The organism is Mycobacterium sp. DL592 (assembly GCF_011694515.1).
Taxonomy (GTDB): domain Bacteria; phylum Actinomycetota; class Actinomycetes; order Mycobacteriales; family Mycobacteriaceae; genus Mycobacterium.
The window spans coordinates 4,932,143-4,952,541 of the sequence record NZ_CP050192.1; the positions used below are offsets into that span (position 1 = coordinate 4,932,143).

A 20,399-nucleotide genomic window follows, 5' to 3' on the forward strand; every position below is an offset into this window, starting at 1 on the left:
GTCGCCGCGGTCAGCCGGGCAAGCGCACCGGCATCAACAGGTATACGTAGTCCGTCTGAATAGCAGGGAAAGGTCCGGTGCCATCGACCTGCTCATCATCACCTGCAGGCCGCAGCACAGCAGGCCGGCTGGGGGTGGTGAAACCGAATGTCACACGATCGGAATGCAGTGAACCCAGGCCGTCGGTCAAGTACGTGGGGTTGAACGCGATCGTCAGCGGTTCGCCGTAGAAATCGACAGGCAGATCTTCCTCGGCACGACCGACGTCGTCGGCGCCGGCGGACAAGTGCAGCACGCCGTCACTGAACTCCATCCGCACCTGGGCGCCGCGATCGGCGACCAGCGCCACACGCTTGATGGCTTCGGTCAGTTCCGCCACACCGATCGAAGCGATCGCCGTGTGCTCACTGGGCAGCAGTTGACGGAACTTCGGGAACTCCGCATCCAGCAGGCGGGTGGTGCTGCGTTTGTTGGAGCTGCGAATCCCCAACAGCCCCTCCTTGCCGACCGTGGCGCCGGCACCCAGAGCCAGGTGGACCTCCGAACCGGACGTGCCGGCCTTGGCGGCCTCGGCCAACGTCTTGGCCGGAACCAGCACCGCGGCTTCCAGACTCGGTGACGACGTCGACCACGTGAGCTCGCGCACTGCAAGGCGGAATCGGTCGGTGGCAGCCAAAACCACTGTCTCACCGGAAATCTCCACCCGGATGCCCGTCAGCATCGGCAGGGTGTCGTCCTTGCCGGCCGCCACCGCGACCTGACCGATGGCCTCACCGAACACGTCGGCAGAAATCACACCGGTTTCGTCCGGGAGCGACGGCAGCGCGGGATAGTCCTCGACCGCCATCGTCGGCAGGGAGAAGCGGGCGCTGCCGCAGGTCAGTGCGACACGGGTGCCTTCGACGGCGACGTCGACCGGCTTGGCCGGCAGCGACTTGGTGATGTCGGACAACAGCCGTCCCGACACCAAAACGCTTCCAGGAGAAGCGATTTCAGCCGGAACACGGACTTCGGCGGACACCTCGTAGTCGAATCCCGAGATGGTCAGACCTTCTTCGGTGCCGGTCAGCAGCACCCCTGCCAGCACCGGAACCGTCGGGCGCGTCGGCAGGTTGCGTGCAACCCAGGCCACCGCCTCGGCGAAGTCCTCCCGCACCAGGCGAACCTTCAAGTCGGAGCCAACCGTCGTTGTCGCCACGTCCATAGTGTCCCTTCATCACCCCAACAAAGCCCTGACCAGCGCACCCGGCACCAACAGCACCAGGCGAACGTGATCTGTGAGCGACAGCCGCCGAGCGGCAGTCAGAACAACAACCGTAGAGCGTCGGACGCCATCTTGAAAGCTAATCGATCACGGTGACAAAACCGCTGTCAGACACCACGACGCGCTTGTGCATGAGGTGTTCCCCAGGGCCTGCTTTCAAGGGGATTTCTAGGGAGAGAGATTGATAACAGTAATAGGGCCTGTGCATCCTGTGGATCGAGGTGCTCAACGCCAGTTCGGATGTCATTCGGCAGTGTGGATGGATTGTGGATGACGGTGAGTGCCGGGGACGCCGGGTGTGGAATTCGGGGAGTTGTTCATGGCCATCCCCGCTCGCTCCTGTCAGTGACCCGATGTTGTGCACAACGGTGTGCACACCGGATGTTGTGACGGCTGTGACAACTGCGGCCAAAGTTTTTTTGGCGCAGTGCCGGAAAGAGTGGGAATTTCAGCGCTTGGAGCGCTGGCGAATCCGTGTGGTGAGTTCCTTGACGGTGTCGAAGACCTCGCGGCGGTACGCCATTTCGTTGAGGATCTTCTTCTGCGCGTACATCACTGTGGTGTGGTCGCGGCCGAACGCCTGCCCGATCTTGGGCAGAGACAGGTCGGTGAGTTCGCGGCACAGATACATCGCGATCTGACGCGACTGTGCGAGCGCTCTGGTCTTGCCGGGGCCGCGGAGTTCCTCGACGGTGGTGTCGAAGTACTCGGCGGTGGCCGCCATGATGGTGGCCGCACTGATCTGCATGCTGCCGGCATCGGCGATCAGGTCACGAAGGACGATCTCGGCCAGGGCCTTGTCGATGGGTGTGCGGTTCAATGACGCGAACGCCGTCACGCGGATCAGAGCGCCCTCGAGTTCTCGGATGTTGCGCTCGATGCTGCTGGCGATGAGTTCCAGGACGTCGTCGGGGACGTCGAGGCGCTCCATCTGTGCCTTTTTGCGCAGAATCGCGATCCGGGTTTCGAGTTCGGGCGGCTGGACGTCGGTGATCAGACCCCACTCGAAGCGGGTCCGCAGCCGGTCCTCGAGGGTGGCCAGCTGTTTGGGTGGCCGATCGGAGGAGATGACGATCTGCTTGTTCGCGTTGTGCAGGGTGTTGAAGGTGTGGAAGAACTCTTCCTGGATACCTTCCTTGCCCTCGATGAACTGGATGTCGTCGACCAGCAGCACGTCGATATCGCGGTAGCTGCGCTTGAATGCGACCTTGCGGTCGTCACGAAGCGAGTTGATGAAGTCGTTGGTGAACTCTTCGGTCGAGACGTACTTGACCCGCATACCCGGAAACAGTCGCTGCGCGTAGTTACCTGCGGCGTGCAACAGGTGGGTTTTACCCAGCCCGGATTCACCCCAGATGAACAACGGGTTGTACGCCCGGGCCGGCGCCTCAGCAATCGCCAGGGCAGCCGCGTGAGCGAAACGATTCGACGCACCGATGACGAATGTGTCAAAGGTGTACCGGCGGTTGAGACTTGTGCCGGGTGTATCGGCGGAGGTGTTGCTGCGCGGACGCTCGGTGAAGTACGTCGGCCACGTTTCATGGGCGCTGGCGAGTGCTTCGCGATCTTCGTCGACCTCGTCGAGATCGGACTCAGCGGTGGCGGTATCGGCGAGCTGCCCGTCATCGTGCTGGTCCTCGCTCGGCGGCGCGATGCGCACCCCGAGCTCAACCCGGTGACCGAGCCGGCGGCTCAGCGCCTCGACGATCTGGATGCGCAGATGACGTTCGATCTCGTTCTGCACGAAACTGCTCGGCACTGACAACAGCGCGAAGCCCTCGACGATGGTGAGCGGCTGAACTAGCTTCAACCAGGCTCTTTGTTGCGGAGTCAGGGGAGATTCCAGGCCTGAGCCGTTGGTACCGGCGGAGCCTCGATCGCCGTCGCCGTTCAGTTCGGCGACTACAGAACTCCACACCGAAGCGAATGCGGAACCGGGATCATCGGTCAACGACAGATCCCCCTGGTCCGAGGTCGGGTGACGGATAAACGAGGCAACGACAAACTGTCCACAAGGTTATCCACAGGTGTGGACAGGATAGCTGTCCTCGCCTCGCAGCATATCGGCGGTGGGTAGTAGGTCGGTGGGTAATCCGGTCAATCGGTGTTGTCTGGACTCTCGACGGACCTGGCCCTCCCGCTTGCACTCCCACTGCCGCTTCATAACGAAACGGCTCTGGCAGAAGCTAACAGTTTTCGCGGCGAGTGCCAACCGTTCTGCAACATTGCGATCACGCTGATTTTGCGCTATCCCGAGGTTTGCGTGACGGCTGTGACGCCAGTAAATCCATGCGCCTACGGGGAGCACTGACAAGGCGGTTTGACCTGACGAAATGACGTCAGTACCCTCGAACAGTCGCCCGAACGTCGGCGACACGGCTGCGACCGGATTTCCGGGACCGCGCCGGTTACGTGCGAGACCAGAGCTTATAACAAGCTGTCGGTTCGTCGGGTGTGCAGCGTGAGCGTGTTCACCGGGCGGCGTCAGCCATATGTAACAAGGAGAGACTGCCGTGGCCAAGGGCAAGCGGACCTTCCAGCCGAACAACCGGCGCCGGGCGCGGGTTCACGGTTTCCGGCTGCGTATGCGGACGCGCGCAGGACGCGCGATCGTGTCGGGCCGGCGCCGCAAGGGTCGTCGTTCCCTGACTGCCTGATCCACAGGATCGCGCGGCGTGCTCCCGGCTCAGTTCCGGATGACACGGTCTGCGGAGTTCGGTGCCACCGTCAAGCACGGGGTACGAGCGGTGCAGCCGGACATTGTTGTGCACGCACGACGCGAGGACGACGGTGGACCCCGTATCGGCCTGGTGGTCTCCAAGTCAGTGGGCTCGGCGGTGCAACGACACCAGGTGTCGCGGCGGCTGCGTCATGTGGCCCGCAATCTGATAGCCGAGTTCGATCCCGGCGATCGTGTCGTCGTTCGCGCCCTGCCGAGCAGCCGTACGGCGGTCTCGGCTCGGCTGGAACAGCAGTTGCGCAGCGGACTGCAGCGCACGCACAAACTGATGGAGAAGAACCGGTGAGCACTCGGAGTCCGGGCCGCCTCGCCCGTCTTCGGACAACCCCGGTCCGTGGCCTGATCTTCCTCATCGAGCTCTACCGCCACACCATCTCTCCGCTCCGTCTTCCGACATGCCGGTTCACGCCGACCTGCAGCCAGTACGCGGTGGAGGCACTTGCTGAATACGGCTTCTTCAAGGGGAGCTGGCTGACCGCCGTTCGGCTGGGGAAGTGTGGACCCTGGCATCCGGGAGGATGGGATCCAATCCCCGAGCGCCAGCCGCAGTCGACCCACACGTGCGTCGGACACGAAGCCAGGAGCACACATGTTTAATTGGTTCAGCCTCGACTTCGTCTATTACCCCGTGTCCGGGATCATGTGGCTCTGGTACAAGCTGTTCGGCTTGATCCTCGGCCCGACCAACTTCTTCGCCTGGGCGCTGTCGGTGATGTTCCTGGTGTTCACCCTGCGTGCTCTGCTCTACAAGCCGTTCGTCCGGCAGATCCGGACCACCCGCCAGATGCAGGAGCTGCAGCCCCAGATCAAGGCGCTGCAGAAGAAGTACGGCAAGGACCGCCAGCGCATGGCGCTGGAGATGCAGAAGCTGCAGCGCGAACACGGGTTCAACCCGATCCTCGGCTGCCTGCCGATGCTCGCCCAGATCCCGGTGTTCCTCGGCCTCTACCACGTACTGCGCTCGTTCAACCGGACACAGGGTGGTTTCGGCCAGCCCAAGCTTTCTGTCGAACTTAATCGCGCTACTGGCAATTACGTGTTCAGCCCAACCGACGTAGGGCACTTCCTGGACGCCAACCTCTTCGGTGCTCCGCTGGGCGCCAGCATGATCCAGAAGACCGGCTTGGACGCGTTCACCGAATTCAGCCGGCCCGCCGTGGTTGCCGTCGGTGTGCCGCTCATGATCGCCGCCGGTATCGCGACCTACTTCAACAGCCGTGCCTCGGTGGCGCGCCAGAGTCCGGAAGCCGCGGCCAACCCGCAGACCGCGATGATGAACAAGCTCGCGCTCTACGTCTTCCCGCTCGGCGTCGTAGTCGGCGGACCCTTCCTGCCGATCGCGATCATCATCTACTGGGTGTCCAACAACATCTGGACCTTCGGCCAGCAGCACTACGTGTTCGGCCGGATCGAGAAGGAAGAAGAAGCCAAGAAGGAAGAAGCGCTGGCGCGTCGGGCGGCCAACGCCCCGGCGCCGGGTGCCAAGCCGACGAAGCCCAAGAAGGGCGGAGCGGCGACGAGCAACGGAACGGGCGACCTCACCGACGAGCCGACTACCGCCGAGTCGGAGGTGGCTGACGACGGCGCCGACACCGCGACAAAGCCAGGGCCAACCCCGGGGCCGACTCCACGGCCCGGTGCGCGCCCCAGGAAGAAGAAACGTTGACCGGATTGATTCCGGCGAAAGAGGGAGAGACACATGACGGATGCGGACACCACTGAACTGACTGACGCTGCCGAAGATATCGACACCGACGCGCGGCCGGCCAAGACCGAAGACCTCGAAGAGCGCTTGGTCGCCGAGGGCGAGATCGCCGGCGACTATCTCGAGGAGCTGCTCGACCTGTTGGACTTCGACGGCGACATAGACCTCGACGTCGAGGGCAACCGGGCTGTCGTGAGCATCGACGGCGGTGACGACTTGGCCAAGCTCGTCGGACGCAAGGGCGAGATCCTCGACGCACTGCAGGAGCTGACCCGGCTGGCCGTGCACCAGAAGACCGGTGAGCGCAGCCGGCTGATGCTCGACATCGCCAACTGGCGGCGCCAGCGCCGCGAGGAGCTCACCGCCCTCGGGGACAAGGTTGCCCGCCGGGTGGCCGAGAACGGTGGCCGCGAGGAGCTCGCACCGATGACGCCGTTCGAGCGCAAGATCGTCCACGACGCGGTTGCCGCCGTCGACGGTGTGCACAGCGAGAGCGAAGGCGTCGAACCGTCTCGCCGCGTTGTCGTCCTGAAGGACTGAAGTTACATCGATGTAGTTCTGCGCGGCCGGGCGAACGGAGGATGTTTCACGTGAAACATGCGGGCGCACCGCCGCCTCCCGCCGCCGCCGCGGACGTATTCGGCGACCGGCTGGAGTTGGCGCGGCGGTATGCGGATCTGCTCACCGGACCCGGAGTCGAGCGCGGGCTGATCGGACCCCGCGAGGTCGACAGGATCTGGGACCGGCACATCCTCAATAGCGCTGCCGTTGCGGAGCTGCTTGACCGGGATGCCCGGATCGCGGATATCGGTAGCGGCGCCGGCCTGCCCGGTTTGCCGATTGCGATCGCCCGCCCAGACATTCATGTCGCGCTCGTCGAGCCGATGCTGCGCCGCACCGAGTTCCTCACCCAAGCCGTCCAAGAGCTCGGCGTCGCGGCGGAGGTCGTCCGTGGCCGCGCCGAAGAGCCGGGTGTGCGCGCAGCGGTCGGCGGCGCCGACGCCGTGGTGTCACGTGCCGTGGCTTCGTTGGACAAGCTGGTTCGGTGGAGCTTCCCGCTGCTGCGCCCCGGGGGCCGGATGCTGGCCCTGAAGGGGGAGCGCGCGGAGGAAGAAGTCGTTGAGGCCGAGCGGGCGATGGCCTCGCTAGGCGCAACCGATATCAGGGTGGTGAGATGTGGCGTGAGCTATTCGAGTCCGCCCGTCACCGTGGTGATCGCGGTACGGGGGGAGCGGGCACCGGGCCGACGGCGGCCGACGCGAACAGCGGAGAGAAGAAGACCATGACTGTGCCACCCGACGGGGGCCGCGGAAATGTTTCACGTGAAACATGGAAGTCGACTGACGAGTTCGATACTCCGATCGGCGCTGCGGCCGAGCGCGCGATGCAGGTGCTCCACACTGCCACGGGCCGGCTGCCGCGCCCGAAGCATCGCCGAGTCTTCACGGTGGCCAATCAGAAGGGTGGCGTCGGTAAGACGACCACGGCTGTCAACGTGGCCGCCGCCCTGGCCGTTCAGGGCCTCAAGACTCTCGTGATCGACCTCGACCCGCAGGGCAACGCCAGCACCGCCCTCGGTATCGCCGAGCGCCGGTCCGGCACCCCGTCGTCGTACGAAGTCCTCCTCGGCGAGATCCCGCTGCAAGCCGCCATCCGACAGAGCCCGCACAGTGACCGCCTGTTCTGCGTGCCGGCCACCATCGACCTGGCGGGCGCGGAGATCGAACTCGTCAGCATGGTGGCCCGGGAGAACCGGTTACGCACCGCCCTGGCCACCCTCGACGAGTCCGACTTCGATTTCGTGTTCATCGACTGCCCGCCCTCGCTGGGCCTGCTGACGATCAATGCTCTGGTCGCCGCACCGGAGGTGCTGATCCCCATCCAGTGCGAGTACTACGCACTCGAGGGCGTCTCGCAGCTGATGAACAACATCGAGATGGTGCGAGCCCACCTCAACCCGAGGCTGCGGGTCTCGACGGTCATCCTCACGATGTACGACGGCCGGACCAAGCTGGCCGACCAAGTCGCCACCGAGGTGCGCCGGTATTTCGGCGACAAGGTCCTGCAGACGGTCATCCCGCGTAGCGTCAAGATCTCGGAGGCTCCGGGCTACAGCATGACGATCATCGATTACGATCCCGGCTCACGGGGCGCGATGAGCTATCTCGATGCCAGTCGCGAACTCGCAACCCGGGACCCCTCGGCAGCAGGAGAGGCACACGCATGACGCAGCCATCGCGGCGCAAGGGCGGCCTCGGCCGCGGGTTGGCATCACTGATCCCCACCAGCCCGGCTGACGGCGGTCCGCGGATGGGTGACGCGGCGGCCGACGCAGTGTTCGGCGTGGCACCCAGCGACACCGACAGCGTCGGTGCCGTCTACCGCGAGATCGACCCGTCGGCCATCGAGCCGAACCCCAAACAGCCCCGGCAGGTCTTCGACGAAGAGGCTCTGGCCGAGCTCGTCCATTCGATCCGCGAGTTCGGGCTGATGCAGCCGATCGTCGTGCGCGCGGTTCCCGGCGCGGCACCCGGCGAGCCGGCCCGCTACCAGCTGGTGATGGGGGAGCGGCGCTGGCGTGCGGCCCAGCAGGCCGGGCTGGCGACCATCCCGGCCATCGTCCGCGAGACGGCCGAAGACAATCTGCTGCGCGACGCGCTCCTGGAGAACATCCACCGGGTTCAGCTCAACCCACTGGAAGAGGCGGCGGCATACCAGCAGCTGCTCGAGGAGTTCGACGTGACACACGACGAACTCGCATCCCGGATCGGCCGGTCGCGTCCGGTGATCTCGAACATGATCCGCTTGCTCCGGTTGCCGATCGCCGTACAGCGACGGGTCGCCGCCGGGGTGCTCTCCGCCGGGCACGCGCGGGCGTTGCTCGCGCTGGAAGCCGGCCCCGAGGCGCAGGAGGAGTTGGCCGCGCGGATCGTCGCCGAGGGTTTGTCGGTCCGAGCCACCGAAGAGGCGGTCACGCTGGCCAACCGGGGCGACGGCAAGGCACCGGCGCAGCCGCGTCGCAAGCCGATCCAGATGCCGGGACTGCAGGAGGTCGCCGAGCGGCTCTCCGGAACCTTCGATACCCGGGTGATGGTGAGCCTGGGCAAGCGCAAGGGCAAGATCGTTGTCGAGTTCGGCTCGGTGGAGGACTTGCAGCGAATCGTCGGCATGATGGACCCATCTGCGGGCTGAAAACGACCACACCAGGACACCGGGCACTTACGTCACAGTGACGCCGATGTCGTCTAGCGTTTGCCGGCCGCCACCACCGACAGGGGAATTCGACAGTGCTGCAGAACCTTTCGCCACTGCGCCAGGCTGAGGAACGTAGCCGGACCGGCACTGGCCGCCGTCGGCCCGACTCTCCTATCCTGGAGGGGCTGTTGTCCATCGCGGCACCGCCGAAAAGCCGGGGAGGCTAGTGTCCGTTCGCATCAAGCCGCTGCGGCTCGACGGTTTCGAGCAGCTTCCCAAGCACGCCCGCCGATGTGTGTTCTGGGAGGTCGATCCGGCGACCCTGGACACCGGGCACTATCTGCCCGACCCCGAGTTCGAGAAGGAAGCGTGGCTCTCGATGGTCATGCTCGAGTGGGGATCGTGCGGTCAGGTCGCGGCCGCCGCACCCGCCGAGGGAGGTGACGCCGACGAGGACGAGCCGTGCCTGGGCTACATCCTCTACGCGCCGCCCCGCGCGGTTCCGCGGGCGCAGCGTTTCCCGACCGGACCGGTGAGTGCCGACGCCGTTCTGCTCACCTCGATGGGGACCGAGCCCGGCCAGGTCGACGGCCTGCCGCATTCGTTGCTCAGTCAAGTGGTCAGCGAACTGGTTCGTCGTGGCGTGCGCGCACTTGAGGCGTTCGGCCGCACGGAAGAGTCCGCGGAGCTCCTCGAGCTCGACCCCGAGGATGTCGACCCCGCGCTGCGGCCGGCCGTCGAGGCACTGGGGGACTGTTCGTTCGACCAGTGCATGATGTCGGCCGATTTTCTGATCGACGCCGGTTTCACCGTGGTCGCGCCGCACCGGTACTTCCCCCGGCTGCGCTTGGAACTCGACAAGGGCCTGGGCTGGAAAGCCGAGGTGGAGGCCGCGCTCAAGCAACTGCTCGAAAGCGCGCAACTTCAGCAGCCGGTCGGTGCCGGCGCGGAAGTTCGGGGATAGCCGCGCGCTACAGGGCGGGGCGGGCCTGCTCCACAGCACGTTCGTGTGCGAGCAGTTCGGCGAACGTGAAGGTTCCGGTCGGCCGGTCGTTCTTGCCGAGCAGGTACAACCGCTTGACCGCGGCGAGGATGCCCTCGGCGATGGAGTCCCGCGTCTGCGGGGTGACCAGCATGGCGCGGTCACGCGGGTTGGAGATGTAGCCGACGTCGACCTGCACGGTGGGCATCCGGGTCAGCCGCAGCAGATCCCAGGTGCGTCCGTGGGTGCGGCAGTCGCGTAAACCGGTGCGCGCCACGACTTCTCGCTGAACAAAGTCGGCGAGGTTGCGGCCGATAGTCGACACCGAGCCGTGCGAGCTGCCGAAGTAGAACGAGGCGACGCCGTGCGGCGACGGGCTGGGCTGGGTCTCGCAGCGCAGGCTGATCATCAGATCGGCGCCGACGGAGTTGGCGGTGGTGGCCCGCTCACCATCGGACGGGCTGCGGTTGGACGGCCGTGACAGGAACGTCTCCATGCCGATGGCGGTCATCCTGCCTTCGAGCCGACTTGCCAAGTCCCACAAGATATCTGCTTCACTGATCGGACCGTCGGGTCCGTTGGTGATCAGGCCGTGATCGCTGCCGCCGCGACCCGGATCGATAATGATGCGCTTACCCGAGAGTCGCGGGCCGGAACGGCGGACCAGTTCCTCCTCGCGGATGGCGTGCAGGGAGCCTCCGGTGACGCGCGAACCCAGAAAGTACAAGGAGCGCAACGTTTCCGGGCCGCAGATACCGTCGGCGGACAGACCGTACTCGCGCTGATACGACATCAGCGCATTGTGGGTCTGAAGACCGAAGTAGCCGTCGACCAGGGCGGTGTAGAAGCCGAGGTCCTGTAACCGGGCCTGCAGCGTCGCCACGTCGTCGCCGTACATCGGCGCACCGAACTGGTGCAGCAGTGTGCGGGCGCCGAGCCGATAGGACGCTTCCTTGAGGGCGCGGTAGGTGGCCTCGCCGACGATTCCGTCGACGATCAGACCGCGGCGCTGCTGAAAGGCACGCACCGCGTCGTCGAGGTCGGCGTCGAACACATCGGCGGCCACGTGCCGCCCGGTGGTGAGGTCCTCGTCCGGGTTCTCCAACAGACCAAGTGCCGCCAGCGCGGCCCTGATCTCGACGACAGCTCCGGCGCGGTCACCGCGGCGCAACAGGTCGCCAGGGCCGGCGCGGTGCCAGGAGGCATCGTCCCCGGCGCCGTGGTCCAGACTCGACATACCCGCGGCCCTTCGGTCACCTGGTCAGCGATTATCAGCGCTGACGCTTGCAGACAGGCTAGGCAGCATTCTCGCAGAAGCCGGGCCCATATCGGAAAACGGCAGGCGAAGCCGCCCGTAACGGATTCGTCTCGACCTAGACGTGGTCGGCGATCTCCCGCAGCAGGGCAGCCTTGCCTTTGGCGCCGACGATCCGCTTCACCGGCTCGCCGTTCTTGAACAGGATCAGTGTCGGAATGGACACCACCTGAAAGTCGCGTGCCGTCGCCGGGTTGGCGTCGACGTCGAGCTTGGCCACGGTCAGGGAGCCGGCCTTCTCGGTCGCGATCTCCTCGAGCACCGGTGCCACCATGCGGCACGGTCCGCACCAGGTGGCCCAAAAGTCAACCAGCACAGGGGTATTGCTGCCCAGGACGTCATCGGCGAAGGAGTCGTCGGAAACGGTTACGGTGCTGCTGTCTTCGCTCATCGTTGTGCCCCAATCATCTCGGAGGTATCGGTGCTGCCTGATTCGTGTGCCTCGGCCAGCCAGCGCTCGGCGTCGATGGCCGCCGAACAGCCGCTGCCCGCGGCGGTGATCGCCTGGCGGTAGGTGCGGTCCACGAGGTCACCGGCGGCAAAGACGCCGTCCAGTGAGGTCGAGGTGGTGCGGCCCTGCACCAGGACGTATCCGTCGGGGTCGAGGTCGACGGCGCCGCGCACCAGTTCCGAACGCGGATCGTGGCCGATGGCGACGAACACACCGGTGACGGGCAGGGTGGACTCCTCGCCGCTGATGACGTCGCGCACCCGCAGTCCCTTGACCGTGGTGTCACCTTCGACGGCGAGCACCGCGGTGTTGGTCAGGAAGGTGATCTTGTCGTTCTCGCGCGCGCGTTCCAGCATGATCTTGGAGGCTCGGAACTCCTCGCGGCGATGCACCAGGGTGACGCTGCGCGCGAAACGGGTCAGGAAGGTGGCCTCCTCCATCGCCGAGTCACCGCCGCCGATGACGGCGATGTCCTGGTCCTTGAAGAAGAAGCCGTCGCAGGTGGCGCAGGCGCTCACGCCGCGGCCGAGCAGCTCCTGCTCGCCGGGAACGCCCAGATAGCGGGCGGCGGCACCCATCGCCAGGATGACCGCGCGGGCGAGGTGCTTCTCGCCGTCGGAGGTCACGACCTCTTTGACCGGGCCGTCCAGGGAGACCGCCTCGACGTCCTCCATGCGCAGGTCGGCGCCGAATCGCAGCGCTTGTTCCCGCATCTCGTCCATCAGCTCCGGGCCGGTGATCCCTGCGCGGAAGCCGGGAAAGTTCTCCACCTCGGTGGTGGTCATCAATGCGCCGCCGAAGGAGGTTCCTTCGAAGACCAGGGGCTCGAGCTGGGCGCGCGCGGTGTAGATGGCGGCGGTGTAGCCAGCGGGGCCCGATCCGATGACGATGACGTCATGCACGGTAGGGGTGGCGTTCATTCCAGCCTTTCTGCTCTGGTCGCGTTCGTCGCGGGCGACGATGCCTGCGCGTCGGATGCCTCCAGGGCACCTGGTCAAACAACAGGGTAGGCCCGGGTGTTCCCCGCCGTGAACTATGGGCGGCGCACGGTGGTGTCGGCGACCAGCCCGGTGGTGACCGAGCTGCACGTCGGGGCCACGGCCAGTGCGACGAGTTCGTCGGGGTTCTCACCGGCCAGCACCAGAAGAACGGTCGGCTGGCCGTCGATCTGAAGCTGCTCGGCTCCCAGGACCTGCTGTGATCCCGGGTAGCCGAGGCCGGTCAGGCAGGACGACCGCTTCGTGGGGTCGGTGAGCGGGCCGAAGTCCGGGCTGCGGCCGACGAGTGCGACCAGGTCGCGTGACGTCAGCGGAACGGTCGGGGTGACGGTGATGGTCTCCGCGCTCGTGCGCGCACTGTGGGTGGAGTCATTGGAGCGCAGCAATGCGGTTGTCCCCACGCCGACGGCGGCCAATACGGCGGCCGCACCGATGACGGCCGCCACCAGTCGGCGGGTGTGTGCCGGGGGCCGCGCGGCGTGCGCAGCGTGGGGCGCACCGGCCCGGGGTGCCACGGTGTGCGTGGCGTCGGGGCGGTCGTCGGGCTCCACGCGACCAGTGTGCCGTCTCAGTTGTCGAGCAGAGCGGCCAGCCGGGCGCGGGCCCGTGCGCAGCGGCTCTTGATCGTGCCCTCGGCGACGCCGAGCAGCGCGGCCGCGTCAGCCACCGAGTAGCCGTGCATGTCGACGGCCAAGATCGCCGCACGCTGCCCGACAGGAAGACGCATCAGGGCCCGGCGCACCGTCACCGCGGTGTCCACCTGCGGGGTGCGGTCGCCGACCGACCCGAAATCGGCGTCCGGGACGCTCGCAGTGGGCAGTCGCCGCCGCCGCAGACCGTCCAGGCAGGCGTTGACGACGATGCGATGCAACCAGCTCCCGACGGCGGCGTCGTGCCGGAACGAGGCCGCCCCGCGGTGGGCGGCCAGCATGGCGTCCTGCAGCGCATCGTCGGCGTCCTCGGCGGTGCGGGTGGTCGCCCGCGCCAGGCGGTAGAGGCGGCGCTGGTGGCGCCCGAACAGTTCGGCGAACGCATAGCGGTCGCCGGCGACGTGGGCAGCCAACAGGTCGGCGTCACTGCGGGGAAAGCTGGTCACGGCCGGACGCTATGGGCGGGCGCCCAGCCCCGCACTTCACCCCTGTTAGGAAGCGGCTTTGACGCTCAGTCCGGAGATCGTGGTGCGGTTCTCACCGTTGGTGGTGCCCATCGTGGAGATCCACACCAGCAAGTAGGACGTCGGCGCCGACGACTTGACCTCGATGGTGTTGGCGCCGGACTTCAGTGTCGTGGCCGGCGTGAGCACGGTGGTGTCGTCGAGGCTGGCCGGATTGGCGGTCGACGCGGAGCGGATCTGCACCTGGGTGCCGGTGCTCGGCACGGTCAGCGAGACGTTCCCGACCTTCGTCGGTTCGGGCAGCTGCAACATCAGCCCGACACCGTTCTTGAAGTTCGGGAACGGCACCGGGTCGGTGTAGGTGTCGGTGGGCCAGCCGGAGCCGGTCAGCGCCAGCCCGGCTTTGTCCGGGTTGTCAGGTCCACCGGCTGGCGAAAACACAGTTGCCTTAATGGATTTCACAGTGTCGCCGGCGGCGGCGGATGGGCTCTGGGAGGTCGACGGGTTGAGGCCTAGTTGGTCGCCCTTGAGGCCGCCACCGACGTCACCGAAGATGCTGCTGAGGATCGATGCCAGCACGATCAGGGCGATCACCAGCACACCGGCACCGATCCCGATGCCGATGAGCAGATTGCGCTTGCGCCTGGCCTGGGCCTCGAGCTCGTCTTCGGTCCCGAGGGCGGCGGGCGCGGAGCCGGCGACCGGCTCGATCAGCTCGGTGCGGTCAGCCACCGCGGTCGCCTGCTGCAGAAGGTTCAAAAGCGTTGGGGCACTGCGAATTCCGCCACCAACCTGCACCGAGCGAGCGGCGGCAGCGGAGATCTGGAACGGGATCTCGCGGTTGATCGCCCGAGGTTCGAGGGCCTCGCCGGCCGGGTCCGTCTCGGCAGGCGCCAAACCGCTGGGAGTGCCGGCTTCCGGCAGCGGCCAGCGGTCGACGAGCAGCGCGTACAGGGCGGCACCGATGCCGCGGATGTCGTCTTCAGGCGTGGCGCCGGGCATCGTCGCCGGGAACGCCAGCGCGACATCACCTTCGATGCTCACCCGCACCCGGTTGGGGTGGTCGATCGACAACGCGACACCGGCTTCGTGTGCCGCGCCGGCGGCTGCGGCCAGCGACTGCACGGCGCGGGCCCCGCCGATCGGCGACGGGGAGGTGTCGGCGACCTCCTTGAGCGAGCCGCCGCGGATCCATTCCGACACCACCAACCCACCGGAGCCGGTGTTGGTGACGTCGAGCACCCGGGCCACGCCGGGGCGTTCGATGCGGCTGAGCTTGAGCGTGCGGGCCAGGATCTCCTGTACCTGCTCAGGGGGCAGCGTCCGGTCGGGGTCGACGAACGTCAGCGCCACCTGGCGATCCAGTGCGGTGTCGAGCGCCTGCCAGAACTGCAGGCCAGGTGGGCCGCCATGCGAGACCAGCAGGCGGTAGCGGCCGTTGGCCACACTCGCACCGGGGATCAGGGCGATGTCGTCGCCGCTGGCCGGTGCTTCGAGCGCCCCGTCGACCTGGATATTCGTCGTGACGTCCGGCTGGAAATCGTCGGCGAGCGGCCGCGGGATCTTCGTCGTCGCGTCACCGGACGGGGGCATGCCCGAGGGTTGGTCGTTCACCGCCGGTCCTTTCCCCGTCCCCCCGGCTACCGTCGCCGAAAGGTCGTACCGGAGCGGGCGGGCCCCGGCTCCAGACGAATTGCTGCGCTCAGGGTACGTGACGTGGGTGTTCGCGCGCGGCCGGTCCACGGTTGCCGTCGAAGCCACCGCAACCGGTGGGGTGCGGCTGATCCGGCGTTTGACCGCCTGCCACCCGGCGACGGCATCGGGAACCCGGGCGCCGACCAGCACGGCCAGCACGATTGGCAGCATGATCACGCCGAGCACCGCCAGCCGCAGCAACGACCCGGCGCCGCCGCCGTGCACCGTCAACGCCTGCAGCCCCAGCAGCCGGTCCGCGAGGTAACCGATCAACCCGGCCAGCAGTGAGGCGGCGGTCGTGACCAGGATTGTGCGAATCACGTCGACTTCGAGCAGCCGTCCCCGCGGTGGGTTCAGCGCCCGGCGCAGCAGTACGTAACCCAGTGCGGCGCCGGCCAGGAAGCCGATTCCGTTTGCGGCGCCGAGGTATCCGGCGACGAGTTCGGGATCGTCGGTCAGGTGTGGCGCGAGCAGTGAGCCGACGATCTTCACGGCGGTGATCGCGACGATGATCAGGATCGGCGTCCACGGCTGTTCGCGGGCGTAGAACACCCGTAGTTGCAGCAGCACGAGGGCGTAGGGGATCAGGGTGAATGCGGACAGGGCGATCGCCATACCGAGGTAGTTGGCGTCGACCTCCCCGAACTTGCCGTAGGCGAACAGTGCGCTGCCCATCGCCGGGCCGCCGACCGTCATGAACGCCACGATCGGGATCAACGTCCCCATCGTCAGCCGGGTGGCCAGCGCCAGGTCGGCCAGCACGGCCGGGATGTTGTCGGCGGCGGCGTTGCGGCTCAGCCGCGGCATCACGACCGTCAGCACGGTCACGCCGATGATGCCGAACGGCAACATCAACACCAGCCAGGTGTAGTTGTAGATCGCTGGACCCGATGCCGCTGCGGTGCTGGCGATCTGGTTGCCGACCACCAATCCGATCTGGCTGATCAGGACGTAGAGCACCATCGCGGCCGCCATCGTGCCGAACCTCTTGAGGCGATCGTCGATGCCCCACAGCGGACGCAGGCTGATCCGCTCGGCCCGGATCGCGATCAACAGCACCGCCGTCTGGGCGAGCACACCCAGGGTCGTCCCGATCCCGAGCACCAGCAGCTTGGCGTTGCCCATCTGCACCGGGTCTACCGAAAGTGGCCCGGGGACAAGTAGATACAGCCCGAGAGTCGCGATCGCGACGATGTTGTTCACCACCGGAGCCCACGCCGGCGGGCCGAACACGTTGCGGTTGTTGAGGATTGCCATGAACACCGACGACAGGCCGTAGAAGATTACCTGCGGCAGAAGCAGATAGGCGAAGGCCGTTGTCAGCGGCTGGTTGACCTGCGGGTCGCGTCCCAGCATCAGCCGCACCAGCAGGGGAGCGGCGGCCACCGAGATGACGGTCGCGACCAACAGCAAGGTGGTGGCCAGGGTGACCAGCCGCCGGACGAACGCCTCGCCGCCGTCGGGGTCGTCACGCTCGGCGCGGGCGAGCACGGGCACGAAGATCGCCGTGAACGTAGCTTCGAGCACCAGTGCGGCGATCAGGTTCGGCAGCTGGTTGGCGACGGTGAACGCACTCGAGAGCGCCGCACCGAGGATGGCGGCCAATAAAACGATCCGGGTGAACCCGGTAATCCGGCTGACCAGGGTCGCCAACGCCATGCCCCAGGACCTGGAGACCACCGCGGAGTCGGACAGCTCGGTGCGGGTGCCGGGGTCCGGCCGGCGCAGCGGCGGCGTCACGCGTCCTCGCCGTGGTCGCTGTACCGCCGGGGCCGGTCGAGGTCGGCGGGGTCGGGCTGGCCGCGGAACCGGTGGTACAGCCGCCGGCCGACCAGCAATGCCAGCACGGCGCCGCCGGCGAGCGTGATCGCGAACAGCACCTTGCCGTAGGCATTGGAATGCACCGACAGCCGCACCGGCTCGCCGAGCTGCAGCCCGTCGGGTGTGCGCAGGGTGACGTCGACGGCGACTCGTTGGGTGAAGTGCACTTCGATGGGAACGCGCAGCGGCAGGTAGCCCGGGGGCACCTCCTGCTCGCCGACGTCGGTCACGCTCATCCCCGGCGGTGCGTCGACCTGGAGCCGGACCCGGATCGGCACGGCCAGGTCGTTACGCACGGCCAGCGGCAGCGGGCTGTGTTCGGTGGCCAGCGTGTAGGAGCCGCCGGGGTTCACGATGGTGACGGCGCGGAAGAAGTCGTCGATGGTCCTGCCCACCACTGCCAGCCGCTGGCGGGCCAGGTCGTTACGCGTCTCGGGGGGTTCGGTCTGGCTGAGCGCCCGCAGCATGTCCTCACGCAGCGGCGCGGTGTACTGCTGACCGGTCAAGCCGGTGCGCGGATCGGTGGTCAGCGCCGCGGTCAGGCCCCACAACCTGCCGACCTGGCTGGCAATCGTGGCCACCACGTCGTCGTCGAACCGTCCACGGACATCGTCCGACCACGCTTGGCCGGGGCTGGCGTCCGGCGGCAGCGCGGCCGACTCGCTGACGACCGCCGGCAGCGGCCGAGGCACCGCCAGCCCGGAGCGGATCGTGGTGGCCAGCGCGGTCAGCAGCGCCTGGGCGTCATCGGCCTGCGGGCTCCACCTCAACGGTGGCAGCAGGATCTGGGTGCGCGGCTCGGCCGCCGGTGCCAGGGACCGCCACAGCATCGAGGCGATCGCATCCTGACGGCGCGCCACCGTCGAGTCGTGGTTGAGCGGGACGTGCAGTGAGGAGTCGACGTAGGTCGGTAGCTCGGGGTCGGTGCCCACGCCCGCCAGCGCGGCGCCGACCGCAGGATCGAACGGCGCCACCACCACCTTCGGTGACAACCGGTGCGCGCCCACATCGGCGACCATCGGTTCGCCGGTCGAGGAGTCCTGGGCGGTGATGCTGGCCGCCGCGATCGCGACGGTGGGGCCCTGCCCGTCGAGCAGGTCGACCGCCGGCGTGGTCAGCGGGCCGTCGCCGAGCAGCGTCGCGCCCCTGATGGACGTCACCCCGAGGATCTGGTCGACGATGTCGCCGGTGTTACCGGTGGCGGCGACCTTGAGGCCCGTGTCGCCGACGCGCTGCAGTGCGCCCAGGTCGGCCTGGGCGTACGGGGTGGCCGTCACGCACGTTCGCTTGGCCAGGCCGCGCAATTTGTCCAGCCACGCCACGGCGGCGGCCTGCCCGGTGCCGGGGTGTGCAGCGGTGCCCAGCCCGTTGGCCGCGTCGGCGACTACGTAGCCGGCGGTCATCGCGTTGACGGTGACCAGAAGGTCGGGGTCGATCGCCAGACACAGGGCGCGGCCGGTCTGGCCGTCGGGATCGACGGCCGGGCTGGTGGCGAACTCGGCGGCTGACAGCAAGGTGTCGAGCCGGCCGCCCGCCGCCAGGGACACCGCAAGGTCGTCGTTCATCAACCGCACCGGGCTGGTGCCGCCCGGCACCCCCGGCGCCAGCCGCGGCTTGTCGGCGAGCGGCCAAAGCATGGTCACTGCAACGGGTTTGGTGGTATCGGGCGGGACGACGTTGGCCAGCGAGTCGCCGCCGGCGTTGGCCGGGTCCGGCGGCACACCGAGCACCGGGAGCAGAAAGCGAGCGTCGTCGAGGCGGGCGGCCTCACCGAAGTCGGGGGTGCCGTTGACGTTCACCAGAAGTGGGTACACCCCGGGCTGGTCGATGCCCAGCGACGGCACGCCCCCGGCGCGGATCGGGTAGGTGAACGTGAACCCGACGGCCTGGCCGCGGGGGATTTCGGCGGCCAGGTTGATGAATTCGCCGACGGGCTGGAACTGGTCGGTGGGGCCGTCGAGTGCGGTCCGCAGCCCGGACGACGAGTTGACCGCGGCGGCGTGCTCGAGGCGGGCGACGACGTCGTGGACCGGACGGTCACCGACGTTGGTGACCGTTCCGGTGACGGTGAAGCTCGTCTCGCTGGTGGTGGTCACCACGTCGGGGCTGACGGTGTCGATGCGCACCTGCAGGAAGGGCGTGGTGCCGGGTTCACCGGCGGCTGCCGGAGCGATGGTGGTCGGCAGCACCAGCAGGGCGAGCACTGCCAGCGCCGCCAGCAAGCGCAGTATGCCGGCTACCTGGGCAGGCATCTTCACGTCCCTGGACCGCAGCCGTTCGTCCGGGGGCCGGACTGGCGCGGCCCGGCCTCGTCGGAGCGACGGTTACGGGTGTGCGAATGCGTCTGCGGGCGCCGCCGGGGTGCGCTGCGGGGCAGCGGGGGCAATGCCGCCGGCCCGTCGGACTGCAGCAGCTCGATGAGTTCACCGGCGACTTCGGCCAGCCGCCGCTCGTCGGCGTAGGCCAGCTTGCGTGGCAGTTCGTCCAGCGGCACCCAGGCCACCTCGGTGACCTCGACGTCCTCGTCGCACAGTTCCCCGCCGGAGAAGCGCATCAGATAGTGGTGGACCGTCTTGTGGACGCGCATGCCCTCGGTGACGAACCAGTAGTCGATGCTGCCAAGCGCGGCAAGCACGTGACCCTGTATCCCGGTCTCCTCCGCCACTTCGCGGATGGCTGTCTGCTCGGCGGTCTCACCTTGTTCGATGTGGCCCTTCGGCAGCGACCACAACATCCGGCCGCGGCGGTCCATCCGGCCGATCAGGGCGGCCACCTGCGTTTCGCGCGGCCCGTCGATCCCGTCGATGACCAGGCCGCCCGCCGACGTCTCGTGCACGGTGCGCAGGCGTGCGTTGGCGCGGCGCTCAGGCCGTGGCCGGTTGGATTTGCCGGTGCGGGGTTTCGCGCCGTCAGCAGGGGCGGCGGGGTTGGGCGGGGGGGCGGCTTCCGGTGTGCGATTGTCGGCTGCGACGTGCTGCGGCGGACCGGCAGCGCGACGACCACGACGCCGACCCCGGCGCCGTCGTGGTTTGGCCTGTTCGCCGTCCGACACCCAAGCGATAGTAGCTGGCACGTGCTGGCCGTCCCGGCCGCACTCGCCGGATGCAGCCGGGACCGCG

At 67.6% G+C, this 20,399-nt stretch carries 19 protein-coding genes; 9 read left to right on the forward strand and 10 right to left on the reverse strand.

Annotation, left to right across the window (positions count from 1 at the left end; genetic code table 11):
• Positions 1-10 precede the first annotated feature (10 nt).
• Together dnaN and dnaA are read right to left on the reverse strand one after the other, a co-directional pair.
• Complete coding sequence (gene dnaN / locus HBE64_RS23600; protein WP_167107987.1) at positions 11-1,204, reverse strand: DNA polymerase III subunit beta; 1,194 nt, start codon at positions 1,202-1,204, stop codon at positions 11-13.
• Between the two features lie 508 nt (positions 1,205-1,712).
• The gene (gene dnaA / locus HBE64_RS23605) at positions 1,713-3,215 is read right to left on the reverse strand and encodes a chromosomal replication initiator protein DnaA (protein ID WP_167107990.1); all 1,503 of its coding nucleotides are present in this window, start codon (positions 3,213-3,215) and stop codon (positions 1,713-1,715) included.
• A gap of 562 nt (positions 3,216-3,777) precedes the next feature.
• Here dnaA and rpmH point away from each other — a divergent pair.
• From rpmH to HBE64_RS23650, 9 genes are all read left to right on the forward strand, one after another.
• Entirely contained in the window at positions 3,778-3,921 is a 144-nt protein-coding gene (rpmH, locus tag HBE64_RS23610; RefSeq protein WP_019735309.1) for a 50S ribosomal protein L34, read from the forward strand.
• 18 nt (positions 3,922-3,939) lie between these two features.
• The gene (gene rnpA / locus HBE64_RS23615; RefSeq protein WP_167107994.1) at positions 3,940-4,290 is read left to right on the forward strand and encodes a ribonuclease P protein component; all 351 of its coding nucleotides are present in this window, start codon (positions 3,940-3,942) and stop codon (positions 4,288-4,290) included.
• Positions 4,287-4,601: a membrane protein insertion efficiency factor YidD gene (gene yidD / locus HBE64_RS23620; protein ID WP_167107997.1), complete on the forward strand. Its 315-nt coding sequence runs from the start codon at positions 4,287-4,289 to the stop codon at positions 4,599-4,601. Before rnpA ends, yidD begins: the two co-directional genes overlap by 4 nt.
• Positions 4,594-5,670, forward strand: coding sequence for a membrane protein insertase YidC (gene yidC / locus HBE64_RS23625; protein WP_167108000.1), 1,077 nt, complete (start codon positions 4,594-4,596; stop codon positions 5,668-5,670). Before yidD ends, yidC begins: the two co-directional genes overlap by 8 nt.
• Positions 5,671-5,703: 33 nt before the next feature.
• A complete protein-coding gene (locus HBE64_RS23630; protein ID WP_167108003.1) occupies positions 5,704-6,249 on the forward strand; it encodes a R3H domain-containing nucleic acid-binding protein in 546 nt (181 codons plus the stop codon).
• Positions 6,250-6,299: 50 nt separating this feature from the next.
• The gene (gene rsmG / locus HBE64_RS23635) at positions 6,300-6,995 is read left to right on the forward strand and encodes a 16S rRNA (guanine(527)-N(7))-methyltransferase RsmG (protein ID WP_208300537.1); all 696 of its coding nucleotides are present in this window, start codon (positions 6,300-6,302) and stop codon (positions 6,993-6,995) included.
• Positions 6,884-7,936, forward strand: coding sequence for a ParA family protein (locus tag HBE64_RS23640; RefSeq protein WP_167108009.1), 1,053 nt, complete (start codon positions 6,884-6,886; stop codon positions 7,934-7,936). Before rsmG ends, HBE64_RS23640 begins: the two co-directional genes overlap by 112 nt.
• Positions 7,933-8,901 (forward strand): ParB/RepB/Spo0J family partition protein, encoded by a 969-nt coding sequence (locus HBE64_RS23645; protein WP_167108012.1) that lies wholly within the window; start codon positions 7,933-7,935, stop codon positions 8,899-8,901. Before HBE64_RS23640 ends, HBE64_RS23645 begins: the two co-directional genes overlap by 4 nt.
• 229 nt (positions 8,902-9,130) lie before the next feature.
• Complete coding sequence (locus HBE64_RS23650; protein ID WP_167108015.1) at positions 9,131-9,868, forward strand: acetyltransferase; 738 nt, start codon at positions 9,131-9,133, stop codon at positions 9,866-9,868.
• 7 nt (positions 9,869-9,875) lie between these two features.
• Here HBE64_RS23650 and HBE64_RS23655 read toward each other — a convergent pair whose 3' ends face one another.
• The 8 genes from HBE64_RS23655 to HBE64_RS23690 form a co-directional block, all read right to left on the reverse strand.
• Complete coding sequence (locus HBE64_RS23655) at positions 9,876-11,123, reverse strand: N-acetylmuramoyl-L-alanine amidase (protein WP_167108018.1); 1,248 nt, start codon at positions 11,121-11,123, stop codon at positions 9,876-9,878.
• A 136-nt stretch (positions 11,124-11,259) separates the two neighbouring features.
• On the reverse strand, positions 11,260-11,592 hold the full coding sequence (gene trxA / locus HBE64_RS23660; RefSeq protein ID WP_167108020.1) for a thioredoxin: 333 nt from the start codon (positions 11,590-11,592) through the stop codon (positions 11,260-11,262).
• Positions 11,589-12,572, reverse strand: a complete 984-nt coding sequence (gene trxB / locus HBE64_RS23665) for a thioredoxin-disulfide reductase (protein ID WP_167108023.1) — start codon at positions 12,570-12,572, stop codon at positions 11,589-11,591. Before trxB ends, trxA begins: the two co-directional genes overlap by 4 nt.
• Positions 12,573-12,685: 113 nt before the next feature.
• Positions 12,686-13,201: a hypothetical protein gene (locus HBE64_RS23670; protein WP_243841432.1), complete on the reverse strand. Its 516-nt coding sequence runs from the start codon at positions 13,199-13,201 to the stop codon at positions 12,686-12,688.
• A gap of 17 nt (positions 13,202-13,218) precedes the next feature.
• Complete coding sequence (gene sigM, locus HBE64_RS23675; protein WP_167108026.1) at positions 13,219-13,746, reverse strand: RNA polymerase sigma factor SigM; 528 nt, start codon at positions 13,744-13,746, stop codon at positions 13,219-13,221.
• Positions 13,747-13,791: 45 nt separating this feature from the next.
• The gene (gene murJ / locus HBE64_RS23680; RefSeq protein WP_371744212.1) at positions 13,792-17,298 is read right to left on the reverse strand and encodes a murein biosynthesis integral membrane protein MurJ; all 3,507 of its coding nucleotides are present in this window, start codon (positions 17,296-17,298) and stop codon (positions 13,792-13,794) included.
• Positions 17,196-19,532, reverse strand: coding sequence for a DUF6049 family protein (locus tag HBE64_RS23685; protein WP_243841434.1), 2,337 nt, complete (start codon positions 19,530-19,532; stop codon positions 17,196-17,198). Before HBE64_RS23685 ends, murJ begins: the two co-directional genes overlap by 103 nt.
• 2 nt (positions 19,533-19,534) lie before the next feature.
• Positions 19,535-20,332 (reverse strand): NUDIX hydrolase, encoded by a 798-nt coding sequence (locus HBE64_RS23690; RefSeq protein WP_167108032.1) that lies wholly within the window; start codon positions 20,330-20,332, stop codon positions 19,535-19,537.
• Between the last annotated feature and the right edge of the window lie 67 nt (positions 20,333-20,399).

Coding starts and splice junctions, on each gene's coding strand:
- dnaN (WP_167107987.1), bottom strand. CDS start 1,204: ATGGACGTGGCGACAACGACGGTTGGCTCCGACTTGAAGGTTCGCCTG.
- yidC (WP_167108000.1), top strand. CDS start 4,594: ATGTTTAATTGGTTCAGCCTCGACTTCGTCTATTACCCCGTGTCCGGG.
- HBE64_RS23630 (WP_167108003.1), top strand. CDS start 5,704: ATGACGGATGCGGACACCACTGAACTGACTGACGCTGCCGAAGATATC.
- HBE64_RS23640 (WP_167108009.1), top strand. CDS start 6,884: ATGTGGCGTGAGCTATTCGAGTCCGCCCGTCACCGTGGTGATCGCGGT.
- HBE64_RS23645 (WP_167108012.1), top strand. CDS start 7,933: ATGACGCAGCCATCGCGGCGCAAGGGCGGCCTCGGCCGCGGGTTGGCA.
- HBE64_RS23655 (WP_167108018.1), bottom strand. CDS start 11,123: ATGTCGAGTCTGGACCACGGCGCCGGGGACGATGCCTCCTGGCACCGC.
- trxA (WP_167108020.1), bottom strand. CDS start 11,592: ATGAGCGAAGACAGCAGCACCGTAACCGTTTCCGACGACTCCTTCGCC.
- trxB (WP_167108023.1), bottom strand. CDS start 12,572: ATGAACGCCACCCCTACCGTGCATGACGTCATCGTCATCGGATCGGGC.
- HBE64_RS23685 (WP_243841434.1), bottom strand. CDS start 19,532: ATGCCTGCCCAGGTAGCCGGCATACTGCGCTTGCTGGCGGCGCTGGCA.